The following is a 16,262-nucleotide window of genomic DNA, read 5'->3' on the forward strand; positions in this document are numbered from 1 at the left end:
TTCTCCTGGGGGAGGGGTTCCTCCCGATTGTCCCAACGCTTCGCGGAGGAACGGGCGTCCCCCGGTGCCCGGCCCCTGTGTTGTTGCTCTCGCGGGGCGGACACCGGGGAGGGCCTCTCAGCCCACGCGGAGCCCCAGGTGGTGGGCGAGGAAGGCCAGCTGCTCGGAGTTGAGCGCCACGCTGCGGCTCACCGACCGCGAGCTGTGGCCCACCTCCGACTCCCGGCGCAGCAGGATCGGCCGCTCCTCGGGCGCGGACGCCGTGGCGTGCTGCATCATCGCGCACAGCTTGCGCGCGTGCAGCGGGTCCACGCGGGTGTCGTTGTCGAACACGGTGAACAGCGTCGCCGGGTAGCGGGTGCCCTCGCGCACGTTGTGGTAGGGCGAGTAGCCCAGCAGCCACCCCAGCTGCTCGGGATCGTCGGCGGTGCCGTACTCCACGTTCCACAGCTGGCCCAGTCCGAACCGCTCGTAGCGGACCATGTCCAGCAGCGGGGCCGAGCAGACCGCGGCGGTGAACAGGTCCGGCCGCTGCGTGACCATGGCCCCCACCAGCAGTCCGCCGTTGCTGCCGCCCATGACGGCCAGGTGCTCGGGGTCGGTCACCCCGGTGGCGATCAGGTGCTCGGCCGCCGCCGCGCAGTCGTCGAAGACGTTCTGCTTGTCGGCGAACATGCCCGCCCGGTGCCACTCCTCGCCCTCCTCCAGCCCGCCGCGCAGGTTGGCGACGGCGTACACGCCGCCCGCGCGCACCCAGGCCAGCGCCACCGCCGAGTAGGCGGGCGTGAGGGAGATGCGGAAGCCCCCGTAGCCGTACAGGATGGTCGGCCGCGGCCCTTCGGCGGGAGCCTGGGGCGAGACCACGAGCATGCGCACGGCCGTGCCGTCGCGGGAGGTGTAGGTGACCTGCTCCACCCGCACGTCGGGCAGGTCGATGTCACCGGGGGCGTCGGCCCACGGCGACACCTCGCCCGAGAGCGCGTCGTAGCGGTACACCGACGAGGGGTGGGTGTTGTCGGTGTAGCCGAACCACGCCTCGTGCCCGCCCTCGGGGCGTTCGACCAGCCCGGCCACGGTGCCCAGACCGGGCATGTCCAACCCGCCCAGCGGCTCGCCGGTGGCCAGGTCGTGCCGGGTGATCTCGCTGACGGCGTGGCGGCTGCGCAGGACCAGCAGCTCGGGCCGCTCCATCCCGGGACCGTCCAGGACCGCGTAGCCCTCCAGCACCGCCTCGGGGTCCTCCGGGACCAGGGTGGTCCAGTTCCCGTAGCCGGGGTCGGCGGGGTCGACCACGCACAGCCGTCCGCGCGGGGCGTCCCTGTCGGTGAACAGGTACAGGCGCCCGTCCCTGCCCACGTGCGGGTACAGGGAGGCGTCCACGCCCTCCTGGAAGGGGACCAGACGCGGCGCGTCCAGGTTCCCGTCGGACAGGTCGGCGATCCAGGCGTCGGTGGCCGCCGAGGTGCCGCGGTTGGCGAGCAGCACCAGCCAACGCCCGTCCCGGCTCACGACCGGGGTGAAGTACTCGGTCTTGTCGCGGCCCTCACCGAAGACCAGGGTGTCCTGTTCGGCGGGGGTGCCCAGGCGGTGCAGGTAGACGCGGCGGTGGTAGCTCTCCTCGCCCTCGGGCACCTGGTCCCGGGGGAGCCTGCGCACGTAGTAGTAGGCGGAGGAGTCGGGCAGCCAGGCGATCGGGCTGTACCGGACCCGCTCGACTGGCCCGTCCACCAGGTCGCCGGAGGCCACGTCCACGACGCGCAGCACCGACTCCTCGTCGCCGCCCTCGGAGAGCTGGTAGGCCAGGAGCGCGCCGGAGTGGTCGGGTTTCCAGGCGTCCAGCGTGGTCAGACCCTGGGGGTCGAGCGCCCCGGGGTCCACCAGCACCCGCTCGGGGCCGTCACCGTCCCGGACGTAGAGCACGCCGTGCTCCTGTTCGGCGGCGCGACGGACGAAGAAGCGGCGCTCGCCCCGCCACACGGGCGCACCGACGCTTCCGGCGCCCAGCAGGGACCGCACCCGGTCGGCGAACCAGTTCCGTGTGGTGAACCGCGATGAGACCTCGGTGTACAGGGCGTCCTCCGCGGCAGCCCACTCCTTGGTCTGCGCCGAATCGCCGTCCTCCAACCACCGGTAGGGGTCACCGACCGTGTGGCCGTGCAGGTTCTCGATGATGTCCAGCCGTGCGGCCTGGGGGTAGCGGAGTTCACGCATACTTCGCACCCTATCCACCGTCATCCACCCGGGTGTGCTCGGCGCGGCGCCAGTGTGAAAAGGAGCGCCGTCAGCGCACAATGGAGCCGGGAAAAGGGGGAACACGCGGTTTCTGGGCGGCCCAGCGCAAATTGGGGTGGCGCCGGAGCGGTCCGACCACGCAAACTGAATGCGGGACGCAACTCGGCGGGACCACCGGGAGGTCCGTGTGGCAAGGCGTACGGAACCATCGATCCTCGGATCGGTGCACAGGGAGGTCTCCTGGCTGGCCGATCGGCTGGCCGGGGAGGAGACACGGCCGTCACTGACGACGGCTGGGGCGACGCGATGAGCGCCCGAAGCAGCCGGGAGGGTGGCACAGGCACCGCCCGCCGCCACGTGCTGCTGCTCAACGCCAGCTTCGAACCACTGACGACACTGCCCCTGCGCAGGGCGATCCTGCTCGTCCTGAGGGAGAAGGCGGAGGTCGTCCACCAGGACGACGCGGGCGCGATACTGCACTCGGCGACACGCTCCTACGACGTGCCGTCGGTCATCCGGCTCCGACGCTACATCAGCGTCCCCTACAGCCGCAGGGTGCCCCTCACCAGGGTCGCCCTCATGCGGCGCGACAGGCACACTTGCGGCTACTGCGGAAAGAAGGCCGAGACCATAGACCACGTCATCCCGCGCAGCCGCGGCGGCGCGCACGTGTGGGAGAACGTGGTCGCCGCGTGCAAGCCGTGCAACCACCGCAAGGCCGACAAGTTCCTGGACGAACTCGGCTGGGAGCTGCACGTGACCCCCAAGGTGCCCAAGGGGCCCCACTGGCGCCTGATCAACGGTGACCTCCACGGCGATCCCCAGTGGGAGCCGTACATGGCCCACCTGGCCGCCTGATCCGGCGGAGCCGGGACCTCGCGTCCCACCCGGCGCCGCCCCCGACCCCGAGCGCCCCCCGGCACACGCGCCGGGGGGCGCTCGCGTGCTTCCCCGTCCCTTCCCCGCTACGAGGCGAAACGTCCGTCACCTTCTGTCCAGACAGTCTAGACTTCAAGCGGAGGTGGTCGCCGTGAGATGGCAGGTCCAGGAACTGAAGCAGCGCACCAGCGAGGTGCTTCGTGCAGTGGAGAGTGAGGGCGACCAGATCATCACACGCCACGGGCGCGAGATCGCGGTACTGGTGGACATCGAGGAGTACCGCAGGTTGAAGGGAGAGTCCGGAGGTTTCAAGGAGCTTCTCGGTTCCGTGCCTCCGCTGGACGTGCTCGACGAGGTCCGCGTGCCGGATCTGGGGCGCGAGATCGACTGGGGCGAACGTTGAGCTTCCTCCTCGACACGAACGTTCTGTCCGAACTGCGTCGGCGTGAGCCGGACCCGGGGTTTCTGAGGTGGTGGGACGAGGTCGAGGACTCGGATCTGTACATCAGCGCACTCGTAGTGGGAGAGATCCGGCTGGGAGTCCGCAAGCTGCACCACCGGGGCGACCGTTCCCGGGCGGAGCAGTTGTCCGACTGGCTCGGCCGACTCGTCCGCGCCTACGGCGACAGGGTCGTTCCCGTGGACGTGGGAGTCGTTCTCGAGTGGGCTCCGATGAACGTTCCGGACCGGATACCCGTGGTCGACGGCCTGATGGCGGCCACCGCCAAGCACCACGGGTGGACGTTCGTCACCCGTAACACCAAGGATGTAGCGAACCGGGGGGTGCGGCTCCTGAACCCCTTCACGGGATGAGCCGGGGGCGGTCGTATTCTGGCCGCATGCCCAGATACGACTTCCGCTGCCGCGAGTGCGGCGACACCTTCGAGCTCTCCCGTCCGATGGCGCGGGCCGGCGACCCGGCGACCTGCCCCCAGGGGCACGGCGACACGGTCCGGCTGTTGTCCACCGTGGCGGTCGGCGGACGCGCGTCCGCCCCCGCGCCCTCCGGTGGAGGGTGCTGCGGGGGCGGATGCTGCTCCTGAGGGCGGGGGGCGGTCGCACCGCCCCCCCCCCCGGTTCGCTACCTCTCGACCTGGGACACGTCGCGCGCGGCGCCGGTCGAGGCCGAGGTCGCCATGGCCGCGTAGGCGCGCAGCGCCGCGGTCACCGGTCGCTGGCGGTCGCGCGGCCTGAAGCGGCCCAGCTCCTTTAGCAGGCGCTCGCGGCGCGCGTCGAGCTCCTCCGCGGAGACCTCCAGCACGATGCCCCGGTTGGGGATGTCGATGCTGATGACGTCGCCGTCCTCCACCAGCGCGATGTCACCGCCCGCGGCGGCCTCGGGGGAGGCGTGGCCGATGGACAGCCCCGACGTGCCGCCGGAGAAGCGGCCGTCGGTGATGAGGGCGCAGGCCTTGCCCAGGCCGCGGCCCTTGAGGAAGCTCGTCGGGTACAGCATCTCCTGCATGCCCGGGCCGCCCTTGGGCCCCTCGTAGCGGATGACCACCACGTCACCGGGCTCGATCCGCTTGTTGAGGATGCCGTCCACGGCGTCCTCCTGGGACTCGAACACCTTGGCCGGTCCGGAGAAGGTCCACAGCTCCTCCTCCACACCCGCGGTCTTGACGATCGCGCCGTCGGGGGCGAGGTTGCCGAACAGCACGGCCAGGCCGCCGTCCTTGGTGTAGGCGTGTTCGACGGAGCGGATGCAGCCCTTCTCCCGGTCGGTGTCCAGGGTGTCCCAGCGGGTGTCCTGCGAGTAGGCCTTCGTGGTGCGCTTGCCGCCGGGGGCCGCGTGGAACAGCTCCACGGCCTCGGGCGAGACGCTGTCGGAGACGATGTCCCACTCGGCGATGAACTCGCCGACCGTCTTGCCGTGCACCGTGGGCAGGGAGGTGTCCAGCAGGCCGCCTCGGGCCAGCTCGCCCAGGATGGAGGGGATGCCGCCCGCCCGGTGCACGTCCTCGATGTGGTACTTCTCGGTGTTCGGCGCGACCTTGCACAGGCACGGCACCCGGCGCGAGACCGCGTCGATCTCGGGCAGGCCGAAGCCGACGCCCGCCTCCGTGGCCGCGGCCAGCAGGTGCAGGATCGTGTTGGTGGAGCCGCCCATGGCCACGTCCAGGGCCATGGCGTTGCCGAAGGCCTCGGGGGTGGCGATGGACAGCGGCAGGACGGAGGAGTCGTCGTCCTCGTAGTAGCGCTTGGCGGCCTCCACGACCAGGCGTCCGGCGTCCTCGTACAGGGCGCGGCGGGCGGTGTGGGTGGCCAGAACGGTGCCGTTGCCGGGCAGGGCCAGGCCGATCGCCTCGGTGAGGCAGTTCATCGAGTTGGCGGTGAACATGCCCGAGCAGGAGCCGCAGGTCGGGCAGGCGGCCTCCTCCATCTCGTCCAGCTCGGCCTGGGAGACGCTCTCGTCGGCGGCCGCGATCATGGGGTTGATCAGGTCCAGCTTGCGCACGGTGGTGGCGGTGCCGTCGACCACCGTGACCTTGCCCGCCTCCATGGGGCCGCCGGAGACGAACACCGTGGGGATGTTCAGGCGCAGCGCTGCCAGCAGCATGCCCGGGGTGATCTTGTCGCAGTTGGACACGCACACCAGGGCGTCGGCGCAGTGCGCGTTGACCATGTACTCGACCGAGTCGGCGATCAGCTCGCGGCTGGGCAGGGAGTAGAGCATGCCGCCGTGGCCCATGGCGATGCCGTCGTCCACGGCGATGGAGTTGAACTCTCGGGGGACGCCGCCCGCACCGCGGATGGCGTTCGCGACGACCTCGGCCACCTCACGCAGGTGGACGTGGCCCGGGACGAACTCGGTGAAGCTGTTGGCCACGGCCACGATGGGCTTGCCGAAGTCCTCGCGCTCCACACCGGTGGCGCGCATGAGGGCACGCGCGCCGGCCATGTTCCTGCCGTGGGTGACGGTGCGTGAGCGTAGGGCTGGCATGGGGTGGGCTCCCATCGTTACGGGTGTTTCCCCTCGATGGTAGTCCTTCGTCGCACCGCTCTGGTCTCGGAGTGGAAGACGGGCCATCCGGATCGTGAGACGCCCGTGGTGGGAAGGCCGGGCCGCGGCCCGGGCGGGTCCGGTGCGGGGGAGCGGGAAGCCCCTGGACACGGGAAGGGCCCGGGTGCCACGGCGCTGTGGTCCGTCCCGGGCCGGGGTGGTGCCAGGGGTGGGGGGCGTCTCAGTACCTGGGCGGCAGGGCCTTCATCGCGGCCTGGTAGATCTCCTCGATCTCCTCCTCGGTCAGGCGGTCCCGACCGCTGCGCAGCCACTTGCGGACCTTGGTGCCGGTGATGATGTCCACGCCCCGCAGCCGGTGGCTGTCCCAGGGCATGCCGGGGCCGTAGATGGCCAGCGACGCGCGCACCTTGACCTCGCGCCCCAGTTCGGAGCTGATCAGGTCCTGCGCCCGCTTGGCCTCCTCCAGGGCCTCGTCGATGCGCTCGTTCTTGCTGAACCGCCCGTGGTAGAGCTTCTCCAGCTTGTTGCGCAGCGGCAGCCGCTTGTCCCACGACTCGGAGTCGATGGCGAACGCGCCCCGCCGACCCACGATGAAGTGGTCGATCTGGCCGTTGCCGCCGGGCACCGCGCGCGCGTGCAGGACGCGGTAGCCGAGCTGCTTCATCACCTTGAGCTGCGCCTCGGTCTTGCGCTGGGCCGCCGAGGGCTTGCGCCAGCGCGGGATCTCCGACTCGCGCCGGGAGGAGTACACCATGATCCCGGCCAGGGTGAGGACGCCGAAGCTGACGCCGGTCCGCCAGTCGGAGGTGAGCAGGCCGACCAGGACGGCCACCACGGCGGCACCGCCGCCGCGCACCACCCACCTGCGGGCCGAGCGGTTGGAACGCAGGGCGCCGTAGACCGCCTTGCCGCCCGAGGTGTCCTTCTTCTTTCTCTGGTTGGGGAAAAAGAGGGATTCGGGCCTTTCGGAGTCCGATCCCTCGGACGATGGAGTGGAGCCGTTCACTCTGGTAGCCGATTTCACGTCGGACAGGTTAGTTCGATCCATATCCGAGTCCTAGTGCATTACTTCTCACACTTTTCTAACCCCGTTCCTCGGCGTCCAAGCGTGTCGGCCGCCTCAGGACAGGGAATGCTTACCCTTCTGTCATTCTCTCTGGAGAAGTCGAGTCCTCCTCACGGTGGTGCCCTGCGGTGTGCCCGCTAACCTGACTCGCCATGACCCAGATCCATGACCTTCCGGCCCATCGGCTCCTCGCGATGGTCCGCAGTCGTGAGCTGTCGCCTACTGAGATCACTGAGCACTTCCTGGACCGCACCGAGAGGTATGACCACCTCGTCGGCGCGTACATTACGGTCACCCCGGAAAAGGCGCTCGAACAAGCCCGTTACGCGCAGAACCGGGTGATGGCCGACACGCCGGAGGCCCTGCCGCCGCTCCTCGGGCTTCCCGTTCCCGTCAAGGACCTCGACCCGGTTGCCGGGGTCCGCGTCACCCACGGCTCACCGGTCTTCCGCGACGCCGTCGCCCCGACCGACTCCGGCATGGTCGCCCGGCTGCGCGCCGCGGGCGCGGTCCTGCCGGGAAAGACCAACACCCCCGAGTTCGGGTCGAGCTGCTACACCGAGAACGCCGTCGCCCCGCCGTCCCGCAACCCCTGGAACACCGACCTGTCCCCGGGCGGCTCCAGCGGAGGAGCCGCGGCGGCCGTCGCCGCCGGACTCGCCCCCGTCGCCCAGGGCAGCGACGGCGGCGGCTCGATCCGCATCCCCGCCAGCGCGTGCGGGCTCTTCGGCCTCAAGCCCACCCGCGGCCGGATCTCCGGCGCGCCCCTCAAGCCCGACCTCGCCGGCCTGTCCACCGCCGGGCCCCTCACCCGAGGCGTCCGGGACGCCGCCCTCCTCCTGGACGCCATGGCCTTCTCCGGCCCGGGCGACCACTTCACCGCCCCGCCCCTGCCGCCCGGCGAGACCTTCGCCGACCACGTGGGCCGCGAACCCGGGCGCCTGCGGATCGGCTGCCACACCACCACCGGCTCCGCCCGGATCCCCGTGCACCCCCACGTGCTGGCCGCCCACGAGGAGACCGTCCGCCTCCTGACCGACCTGGGACACGATGTGGAGGAGGTCCCCGCCCCCGGGGACGCCCACTTCGGCGGATCCTTCATGGCGGACTTCGGGGTGGTCTGGGCGGCGATGGCCTCGGCCACGCCGGTCGACCCCGCCCGCGAGGCCGAGCTGAGCCCCCTCAACCAGTGGCTGCGCGCACGGGCCCGCGCCACGCCCGTGCCCGACTACATCGCCGCCTGCGCCCGCCTCCAGCGCGGCGTCCGCTCCCTCGTCGCCGCGACCGGACACCTCGACGCGGTGCTCTCACCCGTGCTGGCCGCGCCCCCGGTACCGCTGGGGCACTTCACCGGCGCCGGACCCGAGGAGGAGTTCCGCCGGATGACCGCGTTCGCGCCGTTCACCTCGGTCTACAACGTCTCGGGACAGCCCTCGGTCAGCGTCCCCCTGCACTGGTCGCCCGAGGGGCTGCCGATCGGTGTCATGCTCACCGGCCGCATGGGCGGCGAGGGAACCCTGCTGTCACTGTCGGCACAGCTCGAACGCGCGCGCCCCTGGGCCCACCGCGTCCCGCCGCTGCGCACCGTCTGAGACCGGACGCCGGTGCGGCTGCCGGGGCCGCCCACCCGGTCGTTCCGTCACCGGGGCCGACGGCGGCGCCGCCGTCGGGGACCGGCGCGGAGCGCGCGCTCCGGCGGCCCGCGCCTCAGCGGGGGTCGTCGGACGCGGCCTCGGCGCCCGCCGCGGCACCGTGCACCGGCGGGGCCTCCAGCACGCTCCCCCCGACCTCCTCCGGATCGAGGCCGTCCGGCTCCTCGACGGCCTCGGGAGGCGGCTCGGGCACGAACAGGCTCAGCAGCGCCGACACCAGCACCAGCACCGCCGCGCCCAGCACGCCGCCCGCGATACCCATGAGGTCGATCAGGCCGCCGGACAGCGGACCGGCCACCGCCCCGCCCACGCCCAGCGCCGTGGACATCCACCCGAAGGCCTCGGCCCGCCGCCGCGCGGGGGCCAGATCGCCCAGACGGCCCATGACCGCGGCCAGGGTCGGCGCCAGCGCCATGCCGGACAGGAACAGCAGCGGTGTGACCAGCAGCGGAGTCGGCAACTGCGCGATCGGCGGCACGAACGGCACCAGCACCGCCACGCCCAGCGCCGAGCCGAAGCAGCGGCGCACCAGGTGGGGGCGGCCGCGCAGCGCGCCCGCGACGGCCCCGCCCACCAGCGACCCCAGCGCCCACACCGACGCCAGCACCATCACGTACTGCGGGGCGCCGAGCTCGTTGGCCCACGCCACGATCACCAGGTCCACGCCCATGATCCCGCTGACCATCAGCAGGCACATGAGGAACAGCGCCACCAGTGCCGGGCTGCGCAGCAGACTCCGGCGTGGACCGGGCGGCTCCTCGCCGGCCCCCTCCCCGGTCGGCGCGGGACCGGTCACCCCGGCCCGGCGCAGCCCGAGCGCGAACCCGGCCGAGCCGAGCAGCGCCACCACCGACAGCAGCACCAGCGCCCAGCGGGCACCGGCGAAGGCCACCACGCCCGCGGTCATGATCGGGGAGAAGACGAAGAGCAGCTCCTGGGCGGTCGCCTCGGCCGCGTAGATCGCCTGCCGTTCGGGGCCGCGCGTCAGCCGCGGCCACAGCGCCCGCACGATCTGGTTGGCCGGGGAGCCGAACAGCCCGGTGCCCAGCGCCAACGGGAGCGAGAGCCACCACAGCCGCTCGGGCAGCAGGACCAGGACCAGCAGTCCCGCGCTGAACACCACGCCGCACACCAGCACCAGCCGGTCGGTCCCGCCCCGGTCGGCCATCCGCCCGCGCAGCGGTCCCACCAGCGCCATGCCCAGGGTGAAGGCGCCCGCGACCAGCCCGGCCAGGGTGTACGAGCCGGTCCACTCCTCCACCAGGAAGGTGACCGCGATCATCAGCCCCGGCATGTAGAAGCGCGCGGCCAGGGACCAGGCCAGCAGGGGAAGCACGTGGGGGACGGCGAAGAGCCGTCGGTAGTTGGCGAGCACACCCCGATTATGCAGATGTCGAGGACACGGGGCGATCGATTTGACGGCCTGTGCAGAGCACCCGCTTGTACGTGCTGGACAGTCCGGACGCGCCGCGCGGGGAGCCGTTATCGGCCCGCACCCGGGACACGTTCTGGTCCCACGCCGGAACGGCCTCCGGTGTACGGGGACCCTGGTAGGGCATGATCGGATTCTGTGAGGGACGTTCAGCTGGCACGGTTGGCAGAGCAGCACGGAGTCGCGACGACCTACGAGGACTGGCGGGGGCGCAGGGTCCCGGTCAGTCCCGACACCATCCGCCATGTCCTGGCGGCCCTGGGCGTGGACCCGGCGGCCCCGGACGCCGGGGCGGCGCCGGACCCGCTGCCGCCCGCGGTGGTCGTCCGCGAGGGCAAGGCGCCCGACCTCGTGCTCCCCGAGGGGTCGCACGGCGTCGTCGAGACCTCCGGCGGCTCCCTGCTGCCCTTCGGCCCCGGACTGCCGCTGGGCGTGCACACCCTGCGCGTCACCGACGGCACGGCCGAGCACGCCGCGCCCCTGCTCGTGGCCCCCGACCGCATCGAACCCAGCGCGCTCAGGGACCACCCGCGGCTGTGGGGCGTCATGGCGCAGGTCTACAGCGTGCGTTCCCGCGCCTCCTGGGGCACCGGCGACCTGCGCGACCTCGCCGAGCTGGCCGACTGGAGCGCGCGCGACCTGGGCGCCGACTTCGCCCTGATCAACCCGGTGCACGCCACCGAGCCGCTGCCCCCGGTGGAGCCCTCGCCCTACCTGCCGGTCAGCCGCCGCTACGCCAGCCCCCTCTACATCCGCATCGAGGACGTGCCCGAGTACGCCCGGCTCGACCCCGCCCAGCGCGAGGGCATCCAGCGCCTGGCCCGGCCGCTGCGCGAACGCGGCCGCACCGCCGACCTCCTCGACCGCGACTCCGTGTGGAGGGCCAAGCGCGCCGCCCTGGAGGTGCTCTTCGAGGCTCCCCGCGCCCCCGGCCGCGAGGCGTCCCTGCGCGCCTACCTCGAACGCGAGGGCCGACCGCTGATCGAGTTCGCCACCTGGTCGGCCCTGGCAGAGCGGCACGGCACCGACTACCGGACCTGGCCGCAGGGGCTGCGCGGGGTCCACGGCCGCGAAGTCGGGGAGGAGGCCCTGCGCCGGTGGCCCGCCGTGGAGTTCCACCGCTGGCTCCAGTGGATCCTCGACGAGCAGCTCTCCCAGGCGCAGACCACCGCCGAGGCCGGCGGGATGGCCGTCGGCATCGTGCACGACCTGGCCATCGGGGTGCAGGCGGGCGGCGCGGACGCGTGGATGTACGGGGACGCGCTCGTGCCCGGCCTGCACGTGGGTGCGCCCCCGGACGAGTTCAACCGGCGTGGGCAGGACTGGGGGCAGCCGCCCTGGCACCCCCGGCGCCTGGCCGAGCGCGGCTACGAACCGTTCCGCCAGATCCTGGCCCAGGCGTTCCGCTACGCGGGCGGGGTCCGCATCGACCACGTCATGGGCATGTTCCGGCTCTGGTGCGTGCCCGAGGGCGCCTCCGCGGACGAGGGCGCCTACGTCAGGTTCGACCACGAGGGCATGGTGGGCACGCTCGCCCTGGCCGCCCACCGTGCGGACGCCGTCGTGGTCGGGGAGGACCTGGGCACCGTGGAGCCGTGGGTGCGCGAGCACCTCGCCGGCCGCGGGGTCCTGGGCACCTCCGTGCTGTGGTTCGAGCAGGACGCCGACGGCCGCCCGCGCCCGCCGGGGGAGTGGCGCGCCGACTGCCTGGCCACGGTGGCCACCCACGACCTGCCGCCGGTGGCGTCGTTCCTGTCCACCGAGCACGTGGAGCTGCGCGACCGGCTGGGCCTGCTCGGCCGTCCCGTGGAGGAGGAGCGCGCCGACGCCGAGTCGCGGGTGGAGCGCTGGCGCGAGCTCCTGGTGGAGCTGGGCCTGCTCGACGACGACGTGGACCCGGTGGCCGACCCGGCCGCCGTGGTGGCGGCCATGCACGCCTACCTGGTGGCCACCCCCGCCCGCATGATCGGGGTCGCGCTCACCGACGTGGTGGGGGAACGGCGCATGCAGAACCAGCCCGGCACCAGCGACGAGTACCCGAACTGGCGCATCCCGCTCACCAGCGGCGAGGGCGAGCCGGTCCTGGTGGACGAACTGCTCGCCGACCCGCGCATGGTGGCGCGCATCCGTCGCACCCTCGGGCCGGTCGGCCGGCGCGACCACACCCCCTAGCGGGTCGGCCGGAACCGTCGCCGGTGCGACGCGAGGGGCCCGGCCCGCGTCCGGGCCCACGCCCGCGCTCGAATCCCGGTGCGGCCCGGAGCCGCGGTGCACGGCGGGCCCCGGCGCACGAGCGCGCCCGCCCCGCCTGCGACGGCGGAGCGGGCGCCCGGTCCTCGCGTCCTACCCCTGACGCCCGCCCGCGGCGATGTCGGCGGCCCGGGCGCGCAGGGCCCGCTCCACTCCCGCGCGGCCCTCGACCAGCAGGCGGCGCAGGGCCGGGGCCGGGTCGGACTCGGCGATGTAGGCGTCCGTGCGCTCCAGCGTCGCCTCCTCCACCAGGCCGCTCGGGTACACCACCTCGGCGAAGGTCTGCGCGAACTCCCCCGTCCACTTCTCCCAGGCCGGGCCCAGCTGCGCGAAGTACCTCTCCATGTACGGCCGGTACAGCTCGGCCTGGCCCGGCTCGGTGAAGCCCAGCAGGACCGCGCGGAACTCGGCGTTGGCCAGCTCCTCGCCCACGATCCGCTCCCACGCCGCGGCCTTGGCCTCGGCGGTGGGGATCGCGGCGCGGGCCCCGGCGGCGTTGCGCTGCCCGGCCGCCGTGGCGTCGCGCTCCAGCTCGGCGGCGATCTCCGCCTCCCCGGCCTTGCCCGTCGCGACCAGGCGGCGCAGCAGCGTCCACCGCAGGTCGGTGTCCACGACCAGCCCGTCCACGGTGATCGCGCCGTCCAGCAGGCCCCGGACCAGGGACAGGTGGGCGTCGCTCACCGCCGAGGCGGCCAGCGCGTTGGCGTAGGCCAGCTGCAGGTCGCCGCCCGGCTCGGCCGCGGTCAGCAGCTCGCGCAGCCGCTCGGAGAGCTGCTCGAAGCCGAACGGGCGCCACGCCGGGTCGGCGTACATGTGCAGGGCCGAGTTGGCCTGGCGCAGCAGGGTCTGGGCGACCATGACGTCGTCCACACCGCTGATCCCGGAGATGACCAGGGAGACGTAGTCGCGGGCGGCCATCTCGCCGTCGCGGGTCATGTCCCAGGCGGCGCCGAAGGCCAGAGCGCGGGGCAGGGACTCGCGGATCTCGCCGGCGCCCTCCACCACGGTGCGCAGGGAGCGCTCGTCCAGACGGATCTTGGTGAAGGTCAGGTCGTCGTCGTTGATCAGCACCAGGTCCGGCCGGACTCTGCCGACCAGCTCCGGAACCCCGGTGCGCTCGCCGCGCACGTCCAGTTCCACGCGCTCGCGGCGCACGACGCCCTCGTCGGTACGGTCGTACAGACCGATCGCCAGGCGGTGCGAGCGCAGCGTCGGGTGGTCGGCCGGCGCCTCCTGGAGCACGGCGAACGAGGTGAAGCGGCCCTCGGCGTCCACCTCGAACTCCGGGCGCATCGTGTTGACGCCCGTGGTCTCCAGCCAGTCGCGCGACCAGCCCGACAGGTCGCGGCCCGAGGCGGCCTCCAGGTGCTTGAGCAGGTCCCGCAGTTCGGTGTTGCCGAACGCGTTCTCCTTGAAGTAGGCGCGCACGCCCGCGAAGAACGCGTCCACGCCCACGTACGCCGCGAGCTGCTTGAGCACCGAGGCGCCCTTGGCGTAGGTGATGCCGTCGAAGTTGACCTCGACCGCCTGGATGTCGACCATGTCGGCGGCGACCGGGTGGGTGGAGGGCAGCTGGTCCTGGCGCAGCGCCCAGCTCTTCTCCACGTTCGCGAACGTCGTCCAGGCGTCGGTCCACTTGGTGGCGTTGGCCTGGCAGTACACGCTGGCGTAGGTCGCGAACGACTCGTTCAGCCACAGGTCGTCCCACCAGCGCATGGTGACCAGGTCACCGAACCACATGTGCGCCATCTCGTGCAGGATCGTCTCGGCGCGGCGCTCGTAGCGGGCGTCGGTGACCCTTGAACGGAAGACGTAGTCCTCCAGGAACGTGACCGCGCCCGCGTTCTCCATGGCGCCCGCGTTGAACTCGGGCACGAACAGCTGGTCGTACTTGCCGAACGGGTAGCGCAGGTCGAACAGACCGTGGAAGAAGTCGAAGCCCTGCTTGGTGACCTCGAACAGGGCGTCGGAGTCCAGGTGCTCGGCCAGCGAGGCGCGGCAGTACAGGCCCAGCGGGATGCCGTCGTGCTCGTCGCGCACCACGTGGTAGGGGCCCGCGATCAGCGCGGTGATGTAGGTGGACATCACCGGCGTGGCCGGGAAGTGCCAGCGCACCCGCTCCTCGCCCGCGGCCTCGCGCTCCACGTCGGGCGCACTGTTGGACACGACCTCCCACGAGGGGGGAGCGAACACCGTCAGCTCGAAGGCGGCCTTGAGGTCGGGCTGGTCGAAGCACGCGAACATGCGGTGCGCGTCGGCCGTCTCGAACTGGGTGTACAGGTACACCGAGTCGTCGACCGGGTCCACGAACCGGTGCAGGCCCTCTCCGGTGCGCATGTACGCGGCGTCGGCGACGACCGTCAGCTCGTTGTCCGCGGCCACCTCGGGAAGGACGAGGCGCTCGCCGTCGAACAGCTCGGCCGCGTCCAGCTCGGTCCCGTTCAGCGTCGCTGTGCGGATCGCGGGCGCGGCCAGCTCGACGAACGTCCGCGCCCCGGGCTCCGAGCTGGAGAACCGGACCACGGTGGTGGACCTGAAGGTCTCGGCACCGGTGGTCAGGTCCAGCTCCACGGCGTAGGAGTCGACGCTGAGAATCCGCGCCCGCTCACGAGCCTCGTCCCGTGTCAGGTTCCCTGCCACGCCACGCTCCCTCCACGGCCGCCGTCCCCGCCGGCCGGATCGTTGCCGACCACGGCGAGTCCGCCGCCTGGGGTGGAGCGTCGTCGGGGCCGGGGGTCGTCTGCCACTCGCCCCGATCCTGCCACGCGAGGGCACGGAATGCGCAACCGATAGCCGGGGTTGCACTCCTACGACCCGAAGTGTGCACACCTTTTCCCGATCCGAGGAGCAGCGATGACGCAGACCCCAGACCCCGGCGACGGGCAGGAGACCGTCCAGGCGGACATGTGGTTCGACCCCGCGTGCCCGTGGGCCTGGATCACCTCGCGCTGGCTCGTCGAGGTGGAGAAGGTCCGGCCGGTCCGCGTGCGCTGGCACGTGATGAGCCTGGGAGTGCTCAACGAGGGCCGCGACCTGCCCGAGGACTACCGCGAGGGCATCGACAGGTCCTGGGAGGCGGTGCGGGTGTGCGTCGCCGCCGAACAGCGCTTCGGCCCCGAGGTCCTGGGCCGCCTCTACACGGCCCTGGGCACCCGCTTCCACAACGGCGGCGAACCGCGCACCACGGACACGATCCGCGCCGCGCTGGCCGAGGCCGGACTGCCCGGTGACCTGGCCGAGGCGGGCGCGTCCACCGACCACGACGAGGCCCTGCGCGCCTCGCACGCCGAGGCGATGAAGCTGGTCGGCGAGGACGTGGGCACCCCCGTGATCCGGGTCGCCGACACCGCCTTCTTCGGACCGGTCCTCACGCCCATCCCGCGCGGCGAGGCGGCCGGCAGGCTCTGGGACGGCGTGCTCCTGGTCGCCGGGACCGACGGGTTCTTCGAACTCAAGCGGACCCGCACGAGGGAACCCGTCTTCGACTGACCCGCGACCGCCGGGCCGGGGCGCGCGCCCCGGCCCGGCGGGGCGCACGGACGCGGTGCGCCCGGACGGGTGCACACTGGAGGCGAACACCGGCGGCGGGCAGGGGCCCGCCGCCACGAACGCGAAGGGGGCGGGGGACCGTGTCCGGACCCGACGACGAGCGCAGGGTCGACTTCCTCGACGACCTCGACATCCTGCCCGACACCACCGGAGACGAGAGGGGCCCCGGCTGGGGCGACTCCGACGACGACTCCACCGCGCGCCTCCTCGCGGAGCGCCCCCCGCACTGGGACTGAT

Annotated in this window: 13 protein-coding genes; 8 read left to right on the forward strand and 5 right to left on the reverse strand. The window is 72.6% G+C overall.

The window, feature by feature from the left end; translation table 11 throughout:
* Window positions 1-117: 117 nt before the first annotated feature.
* Window positions 118-2,211, reverse strand: coding sequence for a prolyl oligopeptidase family serine peptidase (locus KGD83_RS07955; protein WP_212643214.1), 2,094 nt, complete (start codon window positions 2,209-2,211; stop codon window positions 118-120).
* 378 nt (window positions 2,212-2,589) lie between these two features.
* Between KGD83_RS07955 and KGD83_RS07960 the strand changes: the two genes are divergently transcribed.
* The 4 genes from KGD83_RS07960 to KGD83_RS07975 all read left to right on the forward strand — a co-directional run bounded on the left by KGD83_RS07960 (window position 2,590) and on the right by KGD83_RS07975 (window position 4,154).
* Window positions 2,590-3,090, forward strand: coding sequence for an HNH endonuclease (locus tag KGD83_RS07960; RefSeq protein ID WP_019611059.1), 501 nt, complete (start codon window positions 2,590-2,592; stop codon window positions 3,088-3,090).
* Window positions 3,091-3,262: 172 nt separating this feature from the next.
* Complete coding sequence (locus KGD83_RS07965) at window positions 3,263-3,514, forward strand: type II toxin-antitoxin system Phd/YefM family antitoxin (protein ID WP_212643215.1); 252 nt, start codon at window positions 3,263-3,265, stop codon at window positions 3,512-3,514.
* Entirely contained in the window at window positions 3,511-3,924 is a 414-nt protein-coding gene (locus KGD83_RS07970) for a type II toxin-antitoxin system VapC family toxin (protein ID WP_212643216.1), read from the forward strand. The genes KGD83_RS07965 and KGD83_RS07970 overlap by 4 nt, the downstream gene beginning before the upstream one ends.
* Before the next feature lie 26 nt (window positions 3,925-3,950).
* Entirely contained in the window at window positions 3,951-4,154 is a 204-nt protein-coding gene (locus tag KGD83_RS07975; protein WP_017566030.1) for an FmdB family zinc ribbon protein, read from the forward strand.
* 38 nt (window positions 4,155-4,192) lie between these two features.
* Here KGD83_RS07975 and ilvD read toward each other — a convergent pair whose 3' ends face one another.
* Window positions 4,193-6,055 carry a dihydroxy-acid dehydratase gene (gene ilvD / locus KGD83_RS07980; RefSeq protein WP_212643217.1) on the reverse strand — a complete coding sequence of 621 codons (1,863 nt, stop codon included), beginning with the start codon at window positions 6,053-6,055 and terminating at the stop codon, window positions 4,193-4,195.
* Between the two features lie 241 nt (window positions 6,056-6,296).
* Entirely contained in the window at window positions 6,297-7,082 is a 786-nt protein-coding gene (locus tag KGD83_RS07985) for a nuclease-related domain-containing protein (RefSeq protein ID WP_212644316.1), read from the reverse strand.
* 212 nt (window positions 7,083-7,294) lie between these two features.
* Here KGD83_RS07985 and KGD83_RS07990 point away from each other — a divergent pair, with 212 nt between their 5' ends.
* Window positions 7,295-8,734 carry an amidase gene (locus KGD83_RS07990; protein ID WP_212643218.1) on the forward strand — a complete coding sequence of 480 codons (1,440 nt, stop codon included), beginning with the start codon at window positions 7,295-7,297 and terminating at the stop codon, window positions 8,732-8,734.
* 115 nt (window positions 8,735-8,849) lie between these two features.
* Here KGD83_RS07990 and KGD83_RS07995 read toward each other — a convergent pair whose 3' ends face one another.
* On the reverse strand, window positions 8,850-10,169 hold the full coding sequence (locus tag KGD83_RS07995; protein ID WP_212643219.1) for an MFS transporter: 1,320 nt from the start codon (window positions 10,167-10,169) through the stop codon (window positions 8,850-8,852).
* Between the two features lie 195 nt (window positions 10,170-10,364).
* On the opposite strand from KGD83_RS07995, the gene malQ reads away from it, so the two are divergent.
* Window positions 10,365-12,398 (forward strand): 4-alpha-glucanotransferase, encoded by a 2,034-nt coding sequence (malQ, locus tag KGD83_RS08000; protein WP_212643220.1) that lies wholly within the window; start codon window positions 10,365-10,367, stop codon window positions 12,396-12,398.
* Between the two features lie 171 nt (window positions 12,399-12,569).
* Here the strand turns inward: malQ and pepN are convergent, their stop codons facing one another.
* Window positions 12,570-15,116 (reverse strand): aminopeptidase N, encoded by a 2,547-nt coding sequence (gene pepN, locus KGD83_RS08005; RefSeq protein WP_212643221.1) that lies wholly within the window; start codon window positions 15,114-15,116, stop codon window positions 12,570-12,572.
* Window positions 15,117-15,329: 213 nt separating this feature from the next.
* On the opposite strand from pepN, the gene KGD83_RS08010 reads away from it, so the two are divergent.
* Window positions 15,330-15,965: a DsbA family oxidoreductase gene (locus KGD83_RS08010; RefSeq protein ID WP_212643222.1), complete on the forward strand. Its 636-nt coding sequence runs from the start codon at window positions 15,330-15,332 to the stop codon at window positions 15,963-15,965.
* A 140-nt stretch (window positions 15,966-16,105) separates the two neighbouring features.
* Window positions 16,106-16,261: a hypothetical protein gene (locus KGD83_RS08015; RefSeq protein ID WP_013154423.1), complete on the forward strand. Its 156-nt coding sequence runs from the start codon at window positions 16,106-16,108 to the stop codon at window positions 16,259-16,261.
* The last annotated feature ends 1 nt before the right edge of the window (window position 16,262 follow it).

The organism is Nocardiopsis akebiae (genome assembly GCF_018316795.1).
Classification (GTDB): Bacteria; Actinomycetota; Actinomycetes; order Streptosporangiales; family Streptosporangiaceae; genus Nocardiopsis; species Nocardiopsis dassonvillei.